This is a genomic window from Winogradskyella sp. 266wxhm (assembly GCF_058964685.1).
In genome coordinates this window covers 1944937-1964489 of record NZ_CM179559.1, presented here as the reverse complement: position 1 = coordinate 1964489, position 19553 = coordinate 1944937, and the positions used below count along the sequence as shown (strand labels likewise).

At 33.1% G+C, this 19553-nt stretch carries 18 protein-coding genes; 13 read left to right on the top strand and 5 right to left on the bottom strand.

The genetic code is table 11. The annotated features are described in order from the left end of the window. Window positions 1–23 precede the first annotated feature (23 nt). Both AC2H4K_RS08650 and AC2H4K_RS08645 read right to left on the bottom strand, forming a co-directional pair. Window positions 24–2627: an alkaline phosphatase family protein gene (locus tag AC2H4K_RS08650; RefSeq protein ID WP_281139302.1), complete on the bottom strand. Its 2604-nt coding sequence runs from the start codon at window positions 2625–2627 to the stop codon at window positions 24–26. Beyond that, complete coding sequence (locus AC2H4K_RS08645) at window positions 2611–2757, bottom strand: hypothetical protein (protein WP_281139303.1); 147 nt, start codon at window positions 2755–2757, stop codon at window positions 2611–2613. The genes AC2H4K_RS08650 and AC2H4K_RS08645 overlap by 17 nt, the downstream gene beginning before the upstream one ends. Window positions 2758–2857: 100 nt before the next feature. Here AC2H4K_RS08645 and AC2H4K_RS08640 point away from each other — a divergent pair, with 100 nt between their 5' ends. The 4 genes from AC2H4K_RS08640 to AC2H4K_RS08625 all read left to right on the top strand — a co-directional run bounded on the left by AC2H4K_RS08640 (window position 2858) and on the right by AC2H4K_RS08625 (window position 7243). Beyond that, complete coding sequence (locus AC2H4K_RS08640) at window positions 2858–4975, top strand: Tex family protein (protein WP_281139304.1); 2118 nt, start codon at window positions 2858–2860, stop codon at window positions 4973–4975. A gap of 99 nt (window positions 4976–5074) precedes the next feature. After that, a complete protein-coding gene (locus tag AC2H4K_RS08635; protein ID WP_281139306.1) occupies window positions 5075–5545 on the top strand; it encodes a lipocalin family protein in 471 nt (156 codons plus the stop codon). 4 nt (window positions 5546–5549) lie between these two features. After that, window positions 5550–6254 carry a YiaD family glycine zipper/OmpA-like lipoprotein gene (locus AC2H4K_RS08630; protein WP_281139308.1) on the top strand — a complete coding sequence of 235 codons (705 nt, stop codon included), beginning with the start codon at window positions 5550–5552 and terminating at the stop codon, window positions 6252–6254. Between the two features lie 86 nt (window positions 6255–6340). After that, complete coding sequence (locus tag AC2H4K_RS08625) at window positions 6341–7243, top strand: histone deacetylase family protein (protein WP_281139309.1); 903 nt, start codon at window positions 6341–6343, stop codon at window positions 7241–7243. Here AC2H4K_RS08625 and AC2H4K_RS08620 read toward each other — a convergent pair. From AC2H4K_RS08620 to AC2H4K_RS08610, 3 genes are read right to left on the bottom strand one after another with little or no spacing between them, the layout of a single operon-like run. Beyond that, a complete protein-coding gene (locus AC2H4K_RS08620) occupies window positions 7240–9516 on the bottom strand; it encodes a TonB-dependent receptor plug domain-containing protein (RefSeq protein ID WP_281139310.1) in 2277 nt (758 codons plus the stop codon). The genes AC2H4K_RS08625 and AC2H4K_RS08620 overlap by 4 nt on opposite strands. Then, window positions 9506–10417: a FecR family protein gene (locus tag AC2H4K_RS08615; RefSeq protein ID WP_281139311.1), complete on the bottom strand. Its 912-nt coding sequence runs from the start codon at window positions 10415–10417 to the stop codon at window positions 9506–9508. The genes AC2H4K_RS08620 and AC2H4K_RS08615 overlap by 11 nt, the downstream gene beginning before the upstream one ends. A gap of 47 nt (window positions 10418–10464) precedes the next feature. Then, window positions 10465–10989, bottom strand: coding sequence for an RNA polymerase sigma factor (locus tag AC2H4K_RS08610; RefSeq protein ID WP_281139312.1), 525 nt, complete (start codon window positions 10987–10989; stop codon window positions 10465–10467). A gap of 106 nt (window positions 10990–11095) precedes the next feature. Here AC2H4K_RS08610 and AC2H4K_RS08605 point away from each other — a divergent pair, with 106 nt between their 5' ends. From AC2H4K_RS08605 to AC2H4K_RS08565, 9 genes are all read left to right on the top strand, one after another. Beyond that, window positions 11096–12163: a hypothetical protein gene (locus tag AC2H4K_RS08605; protein WP_281139313.1), complete on the top strand. Its 1068-nt coding sequence runs from the start codon at window positions 11096–11098 to the stop codon at window positions 12161–12163. A 20-nt stretch (window positions 12164–12183) separates the two neighbouring features. Continuing rightward, window positions 12184–12660, top strand: a complete 477-nt coding sequence (locus AC2H4K_RS08600) for a hypothetical protein (protein ID WP_281139314.1) — start codon at window positions 12184–12186, stop codon at window positions 12658–12660. A 75-nt stretch (window positions 12661–12735) separates the two neighbouring features. After that, on the top strand, window positions 12736–13119 hold the full coding sequence (locus AC2H4K_RS08595) for an OB-fold protein (protein ID WP_281139315.1): 384 nt from the start codon (window positions 12736–12738) through the stop codon (window positions 13117–13119). Continuing rightward, window positions 13116–13967, top strand: a complete 852-nt coding sequence (locus tag AC2H4K_RS08590; protein WP_281139340.1) for a DUF5777 family beta-barrel protein — start codon at window positions 13116–13118, stop codon at window positions 13965–13967. Before AC2H4K_RS08595 ends, AC2H4K_RS08590 begins: the two co-directional genes overlap by 4 nt. A 12-nt stretch (window positions 13968–13979) precedes the next feature. Next, complete coding sequence (locus tag AC2H4K_RS08585; RefSeq protein WP_281139316.1) at window positions 13980–14342, top strand: c-type cytochrome; 363 nt, start codon at window positions 13980–13982, stop codon at window positions 14340–14342. 13 nt (window positions 14343–14355) lie between these two features. Beyond that, window positions 14356–14901, top strand: coding sequence for a YceI family protein (locus AC2H4K_RS08580; RefSeq protein WP_281139317.1), 546 nt, complete (start codon window positions 14356–14358; stop codon window positions 14899–14901). A 157-nt stretch (window positions 14902–15058) separates the two neighbouring features. Beyond that, window positions 15059–16354, top strand: a complete 1296-nt coding sequence (locus AC2H4K_RS08575) for a T9SS type A sorting domain-containing protein (protein WP_281139318.1) — start codon at window positions 15059–15061, stop codon at window positions 16352–16354. A 211-nt stretch (window positions 16355–16565) separates the two neighbouring features. After that, the gene (locus AC2H4K_RS08570) at window positions 16566–18074 is read left to right on the top strand and encodes a sodium/pantothenate symporter (protein ID WP_281139319.1); all 1509 of its coding nucleotides are present in this window, start codon (window positions 16566–16568) and stop codon (window positions 18072–18074) included. Continuing rightward, window positions 18049–19551, top strand: a complete 1503-nt coding sequence (locus tag AC2H4K_RS08565; protein WP_281139320.1) for a class I adenylate-forming enzyme family protein — start codon at window positions 18049–18051, stop codon at window positions 19549–19551. The genes AC2H4K_RS08570 and AC2H4K_RS08565 overlap by 26 nt, the downstream gene beginning before the upstream one ends. Window positions 19552–19553: the final 2 nt, after the last annotated feature.

Here is a 19553-nt window from a genome sequence, read left to right as displayed (position 1 = left end):
GGTAAAGTATACCGTTACTTTTTTTATGATCTATTGCGATAAAGTTTGGTGTCAACACAAGCACACATTTGTTCTGTATCCATATGCTTAAGCCCTAAAAATTTTATGATTTCATCTGTTATATCATTTGGTGAGTTTATCACATCTTTGTGATTGACATACATAAGTTCTACATGAGGTTCCTTATCCTTCCAAATAGAAACTTGATTTAAATGTTTTTCATAGGTTTCAAAAAGACGTGTAGGTAAAACCTCAGGATCTTTACCAAGCATTACTTGTTGAGATTTTACAACTTCACCTAAATCTCTATTCATAAAAATTATCTTATACCTATATTTTAGATCTAAATATTTCAATAATGGGGCAACTACCTTTACAGATTTACCTTGTGCTTTTTCTATCCAAGTATTATCTCTTGCAATTGACATTACTGGGTCATACTCATAATACCCTTTAGGATTAGATTTGTCCGCTTTACGATTATTATCAGTTAAAACTTCTAATCCTCCTTTATCTAACATTTGCATCATTAACGATGTACCAGATCTAGGTAATCCAGAAACTACAACTATCTGATTTTCGAAATATTTGAATGTCGATTTATCTGTTAAATCAATGGAATTTTGTTTCTGATTTATATTTTGAATAGCAGTTTTTGCCCTAAAATGAGTTTTTGGCTTCAACTTTGCTGCTGTTTCGTATGCTTTTTTAGCATTTTCCAAATCACCAAATTTTTCGAGTGCTTCGCCGAGTGTATAATGTGCTTTAGGAAAATATTTCACTAACTCTATAGCTACAAAGGCATGATCAATGGCCTCTTCATAATCTCCTAAACGAATGTACGTTTCTGCTAGAGCTTGGTGTGTTTTAGCTTTATCAGATTCATATTTCAAAGAACTCTCAAAAGCCTCTTTGGCATTTTCAAATTCGTTTAGTTGTCTATAAATATTACCTATCTGATACCAAACTTCAGAATTTGGTTTATTATTCTTCGCCTTATTTAAAAACTTTAAAGCTTCGTGAACTTTCCCTTTATTAATTAAAATTTTTGCTTCAGAAAAGTAGGTGTTTATCTCAAAATACTTATCTCTTGTTTTTAGTTCTTTTAAGTATATTTCCGCCTTGTCAAAATCCTTTGTAGCAATGCTTATAGACAAAAGATCCATATAAAATGGAATGACGTCTATTTTAGAGTCACCTACTTTAACATCAACAGAATCCTTTTTCTTTTTTAAAATTTCTATTTCTTCTTGTTCGAAAACAGGATAATCTTCTGAGATTAAATTCAGTAAAATTTCTTTTGCTCTATCATAATCTTTTTTACCTGAATAGACTCTCGCTAAGTTGTGCTTAATATCACATTTTGTTTTTAATACTGCTGTTTCTATTTTTTCATCAGGTCGTTCTATATAACCTAAATCTATAAGTTGTTCCAAAGTTTCTTGATCACTTAGTTGGTCTGCTTCTTTTGAGGTGTCATGTTCACCAAAATCACCACTTACATTTTCCCAGCTATCAATGTAATTAGGTTCTTTAACATCTTTAAATATATCTAAAGCTACCTTACCATCCATATCTTTACCTATAGGTAGATTATACATATGTAATATGGTAGGAGCGACATCAATAAGACCTAGTCCAAAAACTTTTTCGCTCTTTTTAATGTTTGGGCCCGAAGCAACAAAAATCCCAAACTGTCTATGATCGAGAGCTGGTGCTGCTGGGTATTTTGGCATTTTCACAATTCGTTTATGTCCAGATTCAAAACCATGATCGGACATCACAATGACTGTAGTATCTTTATCTACTAGAGATAAAATCCTATCAAGCATCATATCCTGAAAACGATAAGCACTAATAATACATTCGTTATAAATATCATATAATTCTTGAGGAACACTATTTAACTTTGGAGGATGATACTTCATAAAGGCATGACAAAAGTGATCTATTAAATCATAATAAATTGCCATAAAATCCCAATCTGTTGTTCTAAGTAAGTTTGTTGCTACTGCATGAACAGAACTATTTTCAGCCATGATTTTTGCAAACGATTGCAAACCCTTATGTTTATCTTGATTTATTTGCGCAGCTTTGGGTATAAAAGGTAAAATATGAGCTTCAGTAATTTCATAAGGAAACATTCTTAAATCTTGAATATCATTAACTAAGCTTTCTGGATGAACAGTACCTTTAACCACAGGGTTTTTGGCTTTTGGGTCTTGTTTTACTTTTTGAAATTTATCCGTTACCACAACACCATTTATTGGCTCAGCAGGAAAACTTGGCCACCAACCCACAAGATTACTTTTCAATCCTTGATTATGTAGAATATTCCATATAGCTCTAGATTTTCTTGAATTTACGGTAACAGGTCTTACTCCTTTCATGTCTGGCATTAACTCAATAAAACCAAGAACACCATGCTTGTCTGGTGTTTTTCCCGTAGCTACCGTAGACCACAACATCGGTGAGTATGGAGGATTCATTGTTGCCATATTACCATACACACCATTATTTATTAATCGCTGTAGTGCTGGCATTTGTCCTTTAGCCAAAAGCGGACCTATAATCTGCCAATCAGCAGCATCCCAACCTATTAAAAGGACTTTATTTTTTTTGCTCATTCTGTCTCTTTGATTTTGCTTCTTTTTTAACCTCTCGCCAAGCTCTTAAGCCCACATCTCCTAAAGCCAATAACCCTAAAGAACCCTTTTCGGTAACTTTAAAATTATGATTAATGGTTTCTTTATTCATGCTATTTGTTATTTATTTGATACAATATTTAACTTTGAAAATAAATATATAAACTTAATCTTTTTCCTACTACAATTACAGGACTTCATTTACTTTCTTTATGATTTCATATATTCAAAACCATACTCAATTATCACAAACATCTATAAAGAACACCTTAAAATTACTCAACGAAGATTGCACCATTCCCTTCATTTCTCGTTATAGAAAAGAAGCTACAGGTAATTTAGATGAAGTAGAAATCGGGTTAATTGTAAAATATAAAGAAGAGTTTGAAGCCTTAGAAAAACGAAAAGTATCTATTCTAAAAGCTTTAGAAGAACAAGATAGTTTAACTGAAGATCTAAAACAAAAAATTGAAAATGCTGAAGATCTAACTACACTAGAAGACCTTTACCTCCCCTTTAAGAAAAAACGGAAGACAAAAGCAGAAACTGCACGTAAAAATGGTTTAGAGCCATTGGCTAAAATCATAATGAGCCAAAAGGCTAATGATGTAGAATCAATAGCTTATAAATATCTAAATGGAGACATAAAATCCACAGATGAAGCTTTAGAAGGCGCAAGACATATCATTGCCGAATGGATTAACGAGCGTGTAGATATAAGAAACGGTTTACGACATCAGTTAGAGCGTTTTGCTCAAATAAGCACTAAAGCCGTTAAGGCAAAAGAAACTGAAGAAAAAGCGCAGAAATTCAGAGACTACTTTGATTGGTCTGAGAGTTTAAGTCGTATCCCTTCGCACCGCCTTTTAGCTATATTAAGAGCAGAAAGTGAGGGCTTTATTCGTGTGAAAATCGAAATTGATAACGATAGAGCCTTAGAACGTATCGATAATAAAATTATTAGAAGTAATAATGCTTGTGCAGACCAAATTGAATTAGCTATTTCAGATGCCTACAAACGCTTATTGCTACCATCATTAAGTAATGAAGCTTTAGGTATTGCCAAAGAAAAAGCAGATGATGCCGCAATTCAAGTATTTGCTAAAAATTTAAAACAACTTCTATTAGGTTCGCCTATTGGTGAAAAGCGTGTTTTGGCTATAGATCCAGGCTTTAGAACAGGCTGTAAAGTGGTTTGTCTTGATGAAAATGGAAACTTAAAGCACAACGAAACTATCTATCCTCATGCACCAAAAAATGATAGAACTGGCGCTATGAAAAAGATAGCTTCACTTACCGAAGCTCATAAAATTGAAGCTATTGCCATTGGTAACGGAACAGCCTCTAGAGAAACTGAGGCTTTAGTTAGAAAAGTCCAGTTTAAAACCGATGTTCAAGTATTTGTGGTTAGTGAAGCTGGAGCAAGTATTTATTCCGCTTCAAAGATTGCCAGAGATGAATTCCCTAATTATGATGTTACGGTAAGAGGTGCTGTTTCTATTGGTAGACGTCTTCAAGATCCGTTAGCCGAGTTAGTAAAAATCGATGCTAAATCTATTGGCGTTGGTCAATATCAGCATGATGTAGATCAAACAAAGCTTCAAAAACAACTGGATATTGTTGTGGAGAATTGCGTTAATGCCGTTGGTGTAAACATAAATACAGCGAGTATGTCCTTATTAAGTTATGTATCTGGAATCGGACCAAAACTTGCAGAAAATATTGTATCCCATAGAAGTGAAAATGGTGCTTTTTCATCTCGAAATGACATAAAAAATGTACCTCGTTTAGGTGGAAAAGCCTTTGAACAAGCAGCAGCTTTCCTCAGAATAAAAGATGCTAAAAATCCTTTGGATGATTCTTCCGTTCATCCTGAAAGCTATGATATTGTTAAAAAAATGACCAAAGACAAGAATGTCTCGCTTCAAGAATTAATTGGTAATAAAAACCTTCTTCAAAGTATCGATTTAAAAAAATATTATACAGATACTATCGGTCTACCTACACTAAAGGACATCATTACGGAATTAGAAAAACCTGGTTTAGATATCAGAGAAGAAGCCAAAGTATTCACTTTTAATCAGAATATAAAAACAATTGATGACTTACAAGAAGGGCAGTTACTTCCAGGTATTGTAAACAACATTACAAACTTTGGTTGCTTTGTAGATATTGGTATAAAAGAGAGTGGTTTAATACATGTTTCAAATCTTAGCGACAACTTCGTTAAAGATGTTAACGAGCATGTGCATCTACACCAACAAATCATTGTTAAAGTTCTAGATGTCGATGTTAATAGAAAGCGTATTCAACTAAAATTACATAAATAACGACTTATAAATAGTGCATTTCATTTGAATTAACATTTAAATGAATCGCATCACTCAGCCAAAAGTTTCATAATTAATTTAGCATCAAATTCAAAAATTATGAAACATTTTATAACAATACTAGTGGCTGTTTGCCTCCTATCTTGTGGAGCTTCAAAAACGGTTCGCGAATCAAAAAAGGTCATTAAAGGCAACTGGGTTTTAACTTCAGTGAATTCATCTGCCATTGGTGATTTAAGAATTACTTTGTTAAATGATGCTACTAAAGACTGTTTCGAAAATAGTTCGTGGCAATTTATTCCAAATAACAACACCGGACTTTATACTTTGTCTGGAACTAACTGCGATATGCAAGATCGTTACTTTGTTTTTACAATAGATGAAGTTGACGAAACTACTGGGCTTTATGATTTCCTTTTAAAACCTACCAATGAAAAAGGAAAATCTGAAACTAATGTTGGTTTTAGAATGAAGTTAACATCATTGACCGACACTTCTATGCAATGGCAACAAACCGTTAGTTTAGACGGTAAGCCTATTCAAATCAATATGAATTTTACAAAAATTTAAAACTATGAAACTTATAAATTATAAATCGAATATGGCCATTTTTATGGCTGCAATATTATTAGTCTTTACAGGTTGTAAAGCGGTAGACAATGCTAACAACAAACAAAAAGGTGCCGTTATCGGTGCTGCTGGTGGTGCCATATTAGGTGCTATAATTGGAAACAATGTAGGAAAAGGTGGTAATGGAGAACTTGGTGCCGTTATTGGTGGAGTTGTTGGAGGAACTGCTGGTGTTCTCATTGGACAAAAAATGGATAAACAAGCTCAAGAAATAGAACAAGAAATACCTGGAGCTCAGGTTGAACGTGTTGATGATGGCATTGTTGTGACTTTTGATGAACAAAGTGGTGTTTACTTTGCTACAGATAAATACAACATCAATGCAAGTTCTCAGAGCACATTAGATAAGTTAGCTAGTGTTTTTGCTGAATATCCAGACACAAACATCTTAGTTGTTGGGCATACCGATAGTGTAGGTAGCGAAACTTACAATATGGAATTATCCAAAAATAGAGCCTATGCCGTTACCAATTATTTGAAAAGTAAAGGATTAAGCTCTGGAAGATTTACAACCAATTGGTTTGGCGAGTCTCAACCAATGTACAATAATGACACTGCTGATGGTAGATCTAAAAACAGAAGAGTTAATATCGCTATACTTCCAAGTGAAGAGATGATAGATGAGGCACGTAGCCAAGCTGGCAATTAATATATATTTCACTTTGATAAAAGGTCTTACACAAGATTTGTGTAAGACCTTTTTTTGATTGTACTTTTACAATTAAACATTAGTACATGCTAAAAATAGCTTACCATCCTATTTATAAACATCCTTTACCTGATGGACATCGCTTTCCTATGGAAAAGTATGAGCTTCTTCCTCAGCAACTAATACACGAAGGTACTTGTAGCAAAAATAATTTTTTTGAACCCGAAAAAACCAATGACAAATATATAGTTGCTGTTCATGAGCCTGATTATTACTATGATTTAGTCAACTTAACTTTAGAACAAAGAGCCGCCCGAAAGATTGGGTTTCCTTTGAGTAGAACTTTAGTGGATCGTGAAGTTATTATTGCTGACGGCACAATAAAAGCTAGTGAGTTTGCTCTAAAATATGGTATTGCCATGAATATAGCAGGTGGTACACACCACGCCTATACCAATCGAGGTGAGGCTTTTTGTTTGCTCAATGACCAAGCCATTGGCGCACGATATCTTCAACAAAACAATTTAGCGAAAAAAATTCTCATAGTAGATTTGGATGTACATCAAGGTAATGGTACAGCTGAAATTTTTCAGAATGACGAGTCGGTATTTACCTTTTCTATGCATGGAAAAAGTAACTATCCTTTCAAAAAAGAACAAAGTGATCTAGACATTGCTTTAGAAAACGACACAAGTGATGATATTTATTTAAATATCTTAAAAGCGACTCTTCCTAGACTTATAGATGAACAACAACCAGATTTTATTTACTATTTATCTGGTGTAGATGTTATAGCTTCTGATAAATTAGGAAAGCTAGCTATGAGTATAGGCGGTTGTAAAGAGCGTGACCATTATGTGCTTCAAACTTGTAAAAATCTAAATATTCCTGTAATGTGCAGTATGGGAGGAGGTTATTCCCCAAACATAAAAACCATAGTAGAGGCTCACTCTAACACCTATAGATTAGCTCAAGATATTTTCTTCTAGAAACTAACTCTAAGCATCATATTTGGAGTTATACCCAATGACTCCTGATTTATTTGAGAGACAATATCATTATTTAACCTGTAAAAGCTATTAATAGTATTGGTTCTGTCTAAAAGATTCCAAACAGATAATCCAACATTTACCTTTGTTTCTTTAGCTAATTTAAAATCATACAAAGCAGAAAAATCTACACGTAAATAATCGGGTAGATGATTAGCGTTAGTGGAGTTATAATTTATTTCACCATCGGTTACTTGATTACCATCTAAAGGTGTTGTTAGCGGTCTTCCTGAATTCCAGTTTAAACCTGCTGATAACTTTAACTTTTTAGTAGTGTAGTTAATACCAAAAGTTAGTGCATGCGTAATATCATAATTACTAGGAAATGTGTATTCAGGAAGTGTTTTAAAAAAATAATTACTATTTAGGTAAGAGTAACTCAACCATGTATTAAAATTGTCTATTTCTTTTCTTACTATAAAATCTAGCCCTCTGGTGTCATACGCACCAGAAGCTTTAATAAATTCGTATGAGTTATAAAATCCTTGACTTTGTGTTGTTATACCTTCCACCTTTTTATAGTAGGTTTCTGCACTTACTAGCCAACCATCTTTTGTAAAGGAAAGCCCAAAAGACACTTGTTTACTTCTAATTACAGGAATATCCTTATCGTTAGATAATTGCCACCTGCGCTTTTCTATTCCTAAAAAATCATTTTGAAAATTTATAACCTGAGATGTATTTTGATGTTTAAATTCACCCAAAATATCTATCGAAAAATTTTGAAAAAATCGATGATAAAAGCTTAATCTCGGTTCAACAATATGTTTTTTAAATTTATCAATATAGTTATATCTTAAACCTGTATTGAACCTTGTATTTCTGTTTTTAGACTTATATGAAAGTTGAGAAAACACTCCATGCGTCCTCACAACTTCTGACACTAATAATCTGTACAACGGACTATCAACATCATCTAAATTTGTAACTTCAGTTTCAACAAAGTGATAGCCATTTAACAGCTGAAACTTATCATTGATTTTGTAATTGGCTTTTAACTTTAGACTCGTTTCAGAAACTTTGTTTTCTTGTAAAAACCGCTGCTCTTCTAGAATGTTTGCATTGACCGATTTTAGATCATAGTCGGTTTCATAACCTTCAAAAATAGTTTGCCATTTACTATTCCATACTTTAGAGTAATAGATAGCTCCTGCAATGCTATTTTGTTTAAGACTACTTTCCCTAGACATGCCATTGGCGTTTTCATTAAACACCAATTCATTTGCAACATTTATGAAATTTATCCTCAACTCTTCTTTATCGTTAATTTTATATAGCCAACGTAAAGACGCATCATAAAAATCGAATTGCTTATCGGAATTAATGATGTTAGTTGAGTTATCTGCAACTTCAGTATCCTGAGAAATACGCTCAAAATAATTGTTATAGGTTGGAGTCTCTGTAAAATCACTCATGGATTTTCTTGCTGCAAACTGTAAAGATGATTTTTTGCCTACAGGAACATCTACAAAGCCATTAGCATCAATAAAATTAACACCAATACTACCCTTAAAACCTCTATTTAATTGCTTTTCTGTTTCCATGGCTATAGTGCCAGAAACACCATCGGTAAACTCTGCGCCAGAACCATTTTTAACCAAAGACACACGTTCTGTAATCTGAGGATTGAACATAGATATTAAGCCAAAAAAATGGCCTGATTGATACATTTTTATATCATCCCAAAGCATTAAATTTTGGTCGTGCGTACCACCTCTAATATTGATATCTGAAACTGTTTCATTTATACTTTGTATTCCCGGAAATGCCTGCGCAGCTTGTAAAACATCAGTATCTATAAGACCAGGAAGTATATCGAAATCTGAAATATCTATTTCAAAAGAACCATTATCTAATTTATTAATACCTCTAACGATATAGCCTGAAATAGTCACTTCAGAAAGCTCCTGAAGATTTATTTTCTCTTGCCTAGCAACTACCAAAACCGTAGTGTTATTAACTACATTAAAATCAAAACCAGTATTTTCCTGTAAAAAGAGTAAAACTTCTTCTAAAGTAAACGTTTTTGGAGGTGGCTCTAAATAGGTTTCTGAAATTAAATCTTCAGCATAATTAAACTGTATCTTATACTGTTTTTCTAATGCTGACAAAACTTCAATCAATGGCAATGACTTTTCTACCTCTTGGGCTTTAGACCAGTGGAAGACAAATAAAATAAAGAAAATTAAAACAGAATACCGTTTAATTTGCATTACCATGAATTAGAACTTGGTTAGATGTACTAATTTCAAAAGTTAAATTCATAGGTTGTGTTATAGACACGAGTGCGTTTTGCAGATTATCATTTACAAAACCACCAGAGAACAGTCTAGAAGTATCCGTATTCTTAAATTTTACGCTTACTTTATACTGTCGCTCTAGCTCTTTAAAAACTTCTTTTAAGGTAACAAGTTTAAAACTACTTCTATTATTAATCCACTGTGGCTCTGCATCTATGGTTTGGCCTTGAGTAAACTTTTCATCTAATATACGGAAAGTTTTTCCAGCTGTTAATCTTCTTTCAATAGTATCTGAAACGACGCTTACAATACCTTCATAACAGTTAACCTCAAAATACCCGTTACGCGACTTCACGTTAAATTCTGTACCAACCACAGTAACGGTTCCGTTGTTGGTTATGATATCAAAAGTTTTCCCTTTGGCAACTTTAAAATAGGCCTCTCCTTGAAGTTCTAAACGTCTATTAGACTCCCAAGATGATTTGTCATAGCTAATTTTGGAATCGGCATTTAACATCACTTCAGACAAATCTGGCAACTGTATATTGGTTTTCTCAGCTACAACTGTATTTATTTCTACAGTAGAATTATTTGAATTAAAAAACGTAAAGTAAACTCCAAGAGTAATAATTACAATACTAGCTATTTTCAACAATGGTGAAACCCAATGCAATTGCTTAACTTTTGTTTTTCCATTATAATTCTTTTTGAAAGTCTCAAAATCATCTGCTTTAGAAAAATTAGATGCCTTAAAATATTTGGCTGTATCAATGATTCGTTGATTAAAAGCATAATCCTCCTGCTTACTAAACGCTTCTTTTTCAGCATCTGTAAGTTCATCATTTAACCATTTCTTTAGTAAATCTTCTTTCATACTAATCTGTCCTAGCTATAAAACAACTTAGGCTTATTTTTTCCTGATTATTTTATTTTAAAATTTTCAAGTCCCTCTTTCAGAATATTAAAAGCCGTGTAAATTCTGTATTCTACAACTTTTTGTGTTACACCTAACAGCTCTGCTATTTCCTTTTGCTTTTTGCCTTCTACTTTATTCATTAAAAATGCCACACGATGTTCTTCATTAATGCTAGCCAGCACTTCATTGTATTTTTTTAAGTATTCATCCTTTTCTAATAAAAATTCTGGAGTCTCACTATCATAGCTTTGGGTTTTGCTTTTTTGATGTTTTAAAACCACTTTATGATGCTTAATTTCATTTAGCATCATATTATTCGCTACAGTAAACAAAAAGGATTTGGCTTTTGTTAAGGTTACTTTTTTACAATTGTCCCAAAGTTTTATAAAGGCATCTTGGGTCTTATCCTTAGGATTGAATTGCTCGCCATATTTATAATATAGATAGTTATGCAAGTCATCAGCATACTTATTATATACGCGCTCAAAAGTAGCAGCCTCACAGATATTATCGCTTAATTTTTTTGACAATTTTGATTAGTTTGCGATAAATATATTGAAATATTTTTCAAAATAAATCAGTGGTTTTTAAAGTTGGGTTGTTATATGTTAAAATGGCCACACTTAAATCTTAGCCATGATGAAAATAAAACAATCAATATTTTTAGTCGCTATAATAAGCTTAGCCTTAACGTCTTGTAGAAAAGAGGAAACAGAATTTATACAAGCACCAGAAGAAGAAACTTTAAATCCAAACTCTAACGTTGCACTTTTAATGCAGCGTACTGCTTCAAATGATGGTTCTAACGACAATATTGTAGATAGAGCTAATTGCTTCAGCATTGCATTTCCTTACACTATAAATGTCAACGGCCAACAGTTATACATCAATTCTCAAAGCGATTTCGAAATTATAGAATGTGTATTTAGTGATGATGATGTTAATGAAGTTGAAATCAATTTTCCTATAACCATAATTTTATCTGATTTTTCTGAAGTTTCAATAACAAATACAACAGAATTAAATGACTACATAAACTCTTGTAATGGTGAAAATGAAGCGGATGATGATATAGAATGTATAGATTTTGAATACCCTATTGAAGCCTCCATATTTAATGCTAACAACCAGCTTTTAGATACTGTTTATTTACAAAGTGATAGTCAATTATACAGTTTTATTGATGATATAGACGAAGACGATATTGTAACCCTAGAATTCCCTATTACAGTTTCTCTCGCAAATGGTTCGGAAATAACAATTAACAACCTCAACGAATTAGAAACAGCTATAGAAAATGCTAATAACACGTGTGATGAAGATGACGATTACGATTATGAAGATGATGATTGCGATAACTGCACCTTAACTATGGTTGAAGGGTTGTTATTGAACTGCTCTGATTGGGAAGTTGATAAACTTGAACGCAATAACAATGACTACGATAACCTTTATGATGGTTATGAGTTTAATTTCTTTTCTAATGGCACCATGTCTGTCTATTGGAGTGGTATCACAGCCGACGGAACATGGATAGCAAGTGGATCTGGAAATGATATTGAAATAATAGTGAATGTCCCTGATTTACCATTATGTAATAATAACTGGATTTTACACGAAATAGAAAACTGTTCTGACGAAACAAAAATAGACCTAAGGGTTGGTGATGCCGACCGCCTTAGATATGTCAACAATTGCAATTAATTAACTTAAAACAAGAAATCATGAAAAACAATCTTTTGTATGCCATAATTATTATGGTCAGCTTCTCCTTAATGTCATCAACCTGTTCTTCTGATGATGATGGAAACAATTCAAATAATAACTCACAGGAAATAGCCCAAATTGAAAGTCAAGTTGAGTTAGGTACTTGGATTGTTTCAAGCTTTATAGACTCTGGACAAGATGAAACCAATGACTTCAACGGTTATGGTTTCACTTTTGCTAGTGATGGTACTCTAACTGCCACAAATGGTACAACAACCTACACAGGCACTTGGTCCATAACAGATAGCAACAGTAATGATGATAGTAGTGATGATATAGACTTCAATATCTTTTTCCCAGTTCCAGATAATAATGACTTTGAGGATCTAAATGATGACTGGGACGTTGTATCTCATAGTGCAACCACTATAAGTCTTATTGATATTAGCGGAGGCAATGGTGGAACCGATACGTTGGTTTTCACAAAACTCTAATTGAAAAAGAAAAATTACCGCTGATTAAAAATGGCTCCATCTATCCTTGGAGCCATTTAATAAAACGTAAATATCATGCTAAAAAAAATAATTATTATAGGTGTAGTAGTTGTGGTAGCTATAGTAATAGGCTACAACTATATCTATCAAGACCATAGGGACATTGAAACTGAAACAGCGGAATTCATCCTTTCATCAAACGAGATTACCAATCACTTCTCAAGTGATCCAACAACTGCAGAACAAAAATTTCTAAATAAAACAATTGAAGTCTCTGGTGTGGTTTCAGATTTAGGAATTAATGAAATCACAATAGATGACAACATATTTTGTCAATTCACGGAACTCAATCAAGATGCTATTTCCACTAACTCACAAGTTACTGTCAAAGGTCGTGTAATTGGGTATGATGATTTATTAGAACAAGTAAAACTAGACCAATGCACTATATTAAAATGAAAAACACATGTCTACTCATAGCCTTTCTGTGTAGCTTTTTTATAAATGCACAAGATGATTTATTTGATGAAATTGACACCGATTCTACAGGAGTTCAATATGCCAGCGCAGCCTTCAAAGGCCTAAAGATTGTAAATTTTGAATCGACTAAACTCGTGGCTAAAAAAGAACTAACCTTTATAGTCTCTCATAGGTTTGGGAGCATAGAAAATGGTTTTGATAGCTTTTTTGGGCTAGATGATGCTGTAACACGACTAAACTTTGTTTACGGAATTTCTGATGGATTCAATATTGGAGTTTCCAGAAGCTCCTTTCAAAAAATATATGAAGCCTCTATTAAATATAGACTTCTTAGACAATCAGAAAATGGATTTCCTTTTACGGTTGTTGGTTATAATTCCATATTGGTAAATACCGCATTAGAAGAAGAAAACTTACCGAAATTAGAGTTTACAGATCGCTTAGGTTACACCTTTCAAGTTTTGATTTCTAGGAAATTTAATTCTAACTTTTCGTTGGAAGTTGCACCAACTTTCTTCCATGATAATTTTGTGCCATTTAATGAGCAACACAATTCGCAATATGCTTTAGGTCTAGGTGGAAGACATAAATTAGGTAAACGTTGGTCTATCAATGTAGATTATGGCTGGCACCTCAACAGAGCAGATGACTCCCCTTTTAAAAATCCACTATCTATTGGTTTTGACTTAGAAACTGGAGGACATGTTTTTCAAATGCATTTCTCCAACGCTCAAGCCATGAATACCAACGGATTCCTAGGTCAAGCTACTGGAGATTGGAGTGATGGTAACATCTATTTTGGGTTTAACTTAAGTCGTGTTTTTTAAAAAATAGTATCTATGAAAAATTCAATTATAATATTCGGATTACTCCTAACAACAGTATTTAGTTGTTCGTATAACAGTGAAGATGATTTAACAGAAGACGTAGTCGTAGAAGACATGGTTACTTATCAAGATAATGTAAAATCTATAATTGACAATAACTGTATTTCTTGTCATAGCAGCCCACCTGTTAATGGAGCACCTATGGGATTAACAACCTATCAACAAGTAAGAAATTCTGTTGAAAATGGAAACCTCATTGCCCGAATATCTACCATGGATGTTGCCTCTGTGATGCCTGCTGGAGGACCTCGTCTACCTCAAAATTTAATTGATTTAATAATTCAGTGGGAAGCCGATGGTTTTCTAGAAAATTAAAAACTTAAAAAAGATGAAAAAAATAGCATTATTTATATTCATGCTTATTAGTGTAAGCATTAATAGCCAAAGCAAATACCTCACTAAAACGGGTACTATAAATTTTGAGGCATCCGTCCCTTCATTTGAAGAAGTAGCAGCAAAAAACAATTCTGTTACTGCTATTTTAAATACAGAAAACGGAGAGTTTGCTGCTTTAGCATTGGTCAAAGCATTCCGCTTTAAAAACGCTTTAATGGAAGAACACTTTAATGAAAACTACGTTGAGTCAGATGAATTTCCTAAAGCGATTTTTAAAGGAACTATAAGTGATTTTGATTTTAACAAACTAGGCACAACTCAGAATAAATCTACCATTAACGGCTCTTTGACGTTTCACGGTGTTACTAAAAAAATCGAAATCCCACTAACCATTACTTTGATTGATGGTAAAATTAATATGTCTGGAAACTTCAAAGTTTTAGTCTCCGATTTCGATATAGAAATTCCTAAAATTGTTCAAAACAAATTGTCGAATGAAGTTTTGGTAGACTTTAGTTTTGAACTTTCTAAAAAATAAAAACTTGGTATAAAATACATTCTTAATACAGAAAAATTAAAGTATACTTTCCTTATTTTGCGTGAGTTTAAAAAAACCTTGACATTAAAAACTTCGTAGGTAGTATTTAGAATGTTATGACATACATTGAATCTTTTATTAATCATTAAAACTTAAAATGAAACAACCTTACTTTTTAAAAAACCTTATCTTGGTTTTAACCTTTTTTATTTCAACAATACACGCTTTTAGTCAAAATCAAAATACTAATATCACTTGGGTGGATGTAGATTGGGATGTCTGTCAATACCATCCAACATCCTATTCTCATAAATCATATATTCAAGCACCTGCTCAAGTTTTTCAAAAAAATGCTCAGGGTAGTAGCTGCGGAAATTTTATCGTAAATTATAATGGTTTTACTCCAGATGCAGAAGCTGCATTTCAATTTGCAGTAGATATTTGGGCTGCTTCCATTGTAACCACAATTCCTATAAGAGTATCAGCTAATTTTGGACCTCTAGGTCCTGGCGTTTTAGGAGGTGCAGGACCAGGCGGATTTGTAACTGTGCCTACCTCTGGCTTTCCAGCTAACACGGTTTTCCCTCTAGCCTTAGCAGAGCAATTGACAAATCAAGAAATTATGGATGGATCATTGCCTTCTACTGATATTATTGCGACTTTTAGTAGTACAGCAAATTTCTATTTTGGATTAGATGGAAATACACCGGGAGGACAAGTAGATTTTGTTTCTGTAGTACTACATGAATTGGGCCATGGCTTAGGCATGTTAGGCTTTGCTAGAGTTGATGACGAGACTACACCAACAGAAGGTTTACTAAGAAATAGTGGTTTTGTAAATGTTTGGGATCAGTTTATAGAAAATGGTACACCTGCAGATATTACAAGTTTTACAGATCCTTCGGCAGCATTGTTATCTGAGTTTACTGGCAATAATTTATTCTGTAACGGTCCTATTGCAACGGCTCAAAATGGTAATGTAAAACCTTCAACGTACGCGCCTTTTTCTTTCAGCACAGGGTCTAGTTACAGCCATTGGGATGAAAACACATATCCTCCAGGCAACCTTAATTCTTTAATGACTCCTTTTATTTCACCTGGTGAGGCTATTCATAGTCCAGGCTTAGTAACCTTAGGTTTTATGGAAGATATGGGCTGGTCTATTTGTGGAGGCACTTTAAAAGTGAATGATTTTGATGTAAATTCTTTAAAAATAAGTCCTAATCCATTTACATCTTCAGTTTCCATTAACTTACCTGAAGGTATGGGTGAAAACTTTCAAATTGAAATTATTGACATGAATGGTAGAACCATAAAATCTGTAGAAAAAACAACCAAAAATAACAGTATTGAACTTTCTAATTTAGATGAATTAGATAGCGCTATTTACTTTATGAAAATTATGGATGTAGATGCTGGAATTTCAGTGACTAAAAAATTGATAAAGAATTAGTCCTATTAACAAATAACAAAAGAAAAAGGGTAGCTATCTGAGCTACCCTTTTTCTTTTTATTTAAGTCACACCTAATTAAAACATTGTATTTATTCAATATTTTATAAATTATAATGAAATATTCAAATAGTCACACTATATTTAAATAAAATCATTTATTCTAAATATTGAATTTCATTTTTATTTGTTAGGAAGACATTTTTTTAAAATATGATAGCATCAGACCAATGGGTAACCTACATGTGTATTTTATTAGCAGTATATGCTTTGGTTATTCTCTATTTTGTAATTCGAGGAGCCAAAAAAAATACAGATATAAAAGATTATGCTGTAGGTAATATTGGTTTTCCTGCTTGGGTTGTTGGTCTATCTTTAGCCGCTTCCATGACTAGTGCTGCCACGTTTATAATTAACCCTGGGTTTATTGCACTTTATGGCTTTTCTGGTATTATTTCTTTTGCAATAGTTTTGCCGATTGCTGCTTTTATCTCACTTATAGTGTTCACTAAAGGTTTTGTAAAACAAGGAAATGCCGTAAAAGCCACAACAATGGCACAATGGATTGGTAAACGCTACAACAGTAAAAACTATGCCTTTTTCTTCGGAATAATAGCTTTACTTCTTATAACATTTATTGTACTTATCAATGTTGGATTAACTCAAGTGATCTCAAAAGCATTGAATGCAGAACCTTTCTACGTCTTACTTTCTATTACAGCTTTTGTTTTTGGCTATATGATGTTTGGTGGAGCTAACTCTATGGTTTACACCAATACTATTCAAGCGATAATTATGTTTATTGTGGCGTTGATATTAATTGGTTCGGGTTGGGAATATTTCTCTAGTGGTATTGAAGGCATCGTTGAAAAACTGAATACCATTGATCCTAACTTAACAAAGCCAACAAACGAAAGCAGCTTTCTTTTTAGAGATTACTTTGAAATCATTGTCACCCAAATTGTCATCGGTGTTGCTATTGTTTGCCAACCGCATATAATAACAAAGTCACTATTATTGAAAGATTCTAGCAAGATAAATACCTATTTAGCTAGTGGCATAATATTTATGATTGTTTTCTTTTTAGTGGTTTTAGTAGGGCTTTATGCCAGAATAAGTTTCCCAGATTTTATGGTAAATGGCACAAAACTTAAAATGGATGAAATCATTCCAACTTATGTCGTTACTAAATTCTCTGTTGGCGTTGGACTCATTATTGTTGTTGGCTTAATTTCAGCTGGACTTTCAACATTAGAAAGTTTAATTCAGTCGTTATCAATTACCATTACTTCAGACATTATCGATCCTATTTCAAAAGGGAAAATTGGAAATAAAACCATTATGATTAATAAAATAGTCATTATTGGTCTAGCCATAGTAAGCTTTGTTCTGAGCTGGCAACAAATAAAATCGCCTGATGTGAGCGTTGCTATTTTTGCTCAAAATGGTGTATACGCCTATTTCGCCGCAGCGTTTGTTCCTGTTTTATTTGGTACATTCCTTAAAAATGTTAGTACGCGTTCGGTGTTTATTGCCAGTGTTACGGCTATCATTGTTCATTTCGGAATTTACTATGGTAGACTCACACCTTATATGCAAGAGCCTGTGAATAATCCAGGTGTATCTGCAGCAATAGGAATTGTTTCGTCATTAGTCATAGGATTCGTATTTTACAAACTAGATTTAAATAAACAACGTGATTACGCTAGATTGGATAGTTAAATGGGCAGATTATACGCCAGATAAAATCGCACTTACGTCTTATGACAGTGGGGAGGAATACTCATATAGCGACCTTAACAACTATGCCAACAGATTAGTTGAAAAATTCAAAAAATTAGGTCTTCAAGAAGGAGATAGAATAGCGATTTTAGCCGAACATGGCCTAGAGTACATCGTTCTTTTTATCGCTTGCCAACGATTAGGAATCATCTTAGTACCATTAAATTATAGATTTCCTGTTAGTGAAATTCAGAAGTTAATCTTAGACTGTACTCCTACACTTTTTATCTACAGCTCTAATCATATTGAAAAATTTGAGGAATTAAACATTAGTTCCAAAACTATATTTAACATTAAAGATATTAGACATTTTTACCTTGATGACACCATTTATGTTGAATCTAGAACCTATAAAATAAAAGAAAACAATCCTCTTTTTATCTTTTATACCTCTGGTACAACAGGACGTCCAAAAGGAGTTATTTACACCAATAAAATGTTGTTTTGGAACAGTCTTAACACTTCAATGCAATTGGGTATTACTTTTAGAGATTCTACTATTAATACGCTTCCTCCTTACCATACTTCTGGCTGGAATGTGTTTTTAACTCCATTATTACACAAAGGCGCTCATATTGGTATGCTAGAAAAGTTCGATCCTCAGAAAGTGCTTCATCTCCTAGAAGCTAATAAAACAACGCTATTTATGGCATTACCAACAATGTTGTTGATGATGCAGAAAGATCCTAGTTTTAAAACTATCAGTCTAAAAAAACTACGATATATCATCTCTGGTGGTGAAAAAGTACCACCAGAATTAGTATCACATTGGAAAAACGAAAAAAACATATACATAAGACCTGGTTATGGTTTAACCGAAGCTGGTCCTAGCATTACATCTTTGCACCACAAAATGGCACAGCTAAAACCGAATTCTATAGGCAAACCAAATTTCTATTTAGAAACAAAAATTGTTGACAAAACTGGTAAAACAGTAACTTCTAATACCATTGGTGAACTGTGTATTAAGGGCAATATTGTAACACCAGGCTATTGGAACAATTCTGTAAAAACCAACAATAATATAAAGAGAGGCTGGCTGTTTACTGGCGATTTTGCATTTAGAGACAGTGAAGGCTATCTCTACATTAAAGGACGAAAAAACGATATGTATATTTCTGGAGGAGAAAATATTTATCCTCAAGAAATAGAAACTCATCTTGAAGCTCTAGTTGATATAAAAAAAGCCGTAGTTCTCAGTATTAAAGATGAAAAATGGGGTGAATGTGGCATTGCTTTTGTAACCTCAACTAATAAAGCCTTAACGGCTCAAGATGTAAGAGCACTTCTTAAAGACAGATTGGTAGCTTACAAACATCCTAAATATATCTTTTTCTTAGACGAGATTCCACTAACCAGTATTGGTAAAGTCTCAAGAAAAAAGCTTTTAAAATATTTCAATTCGGTAAAAACCTAAAC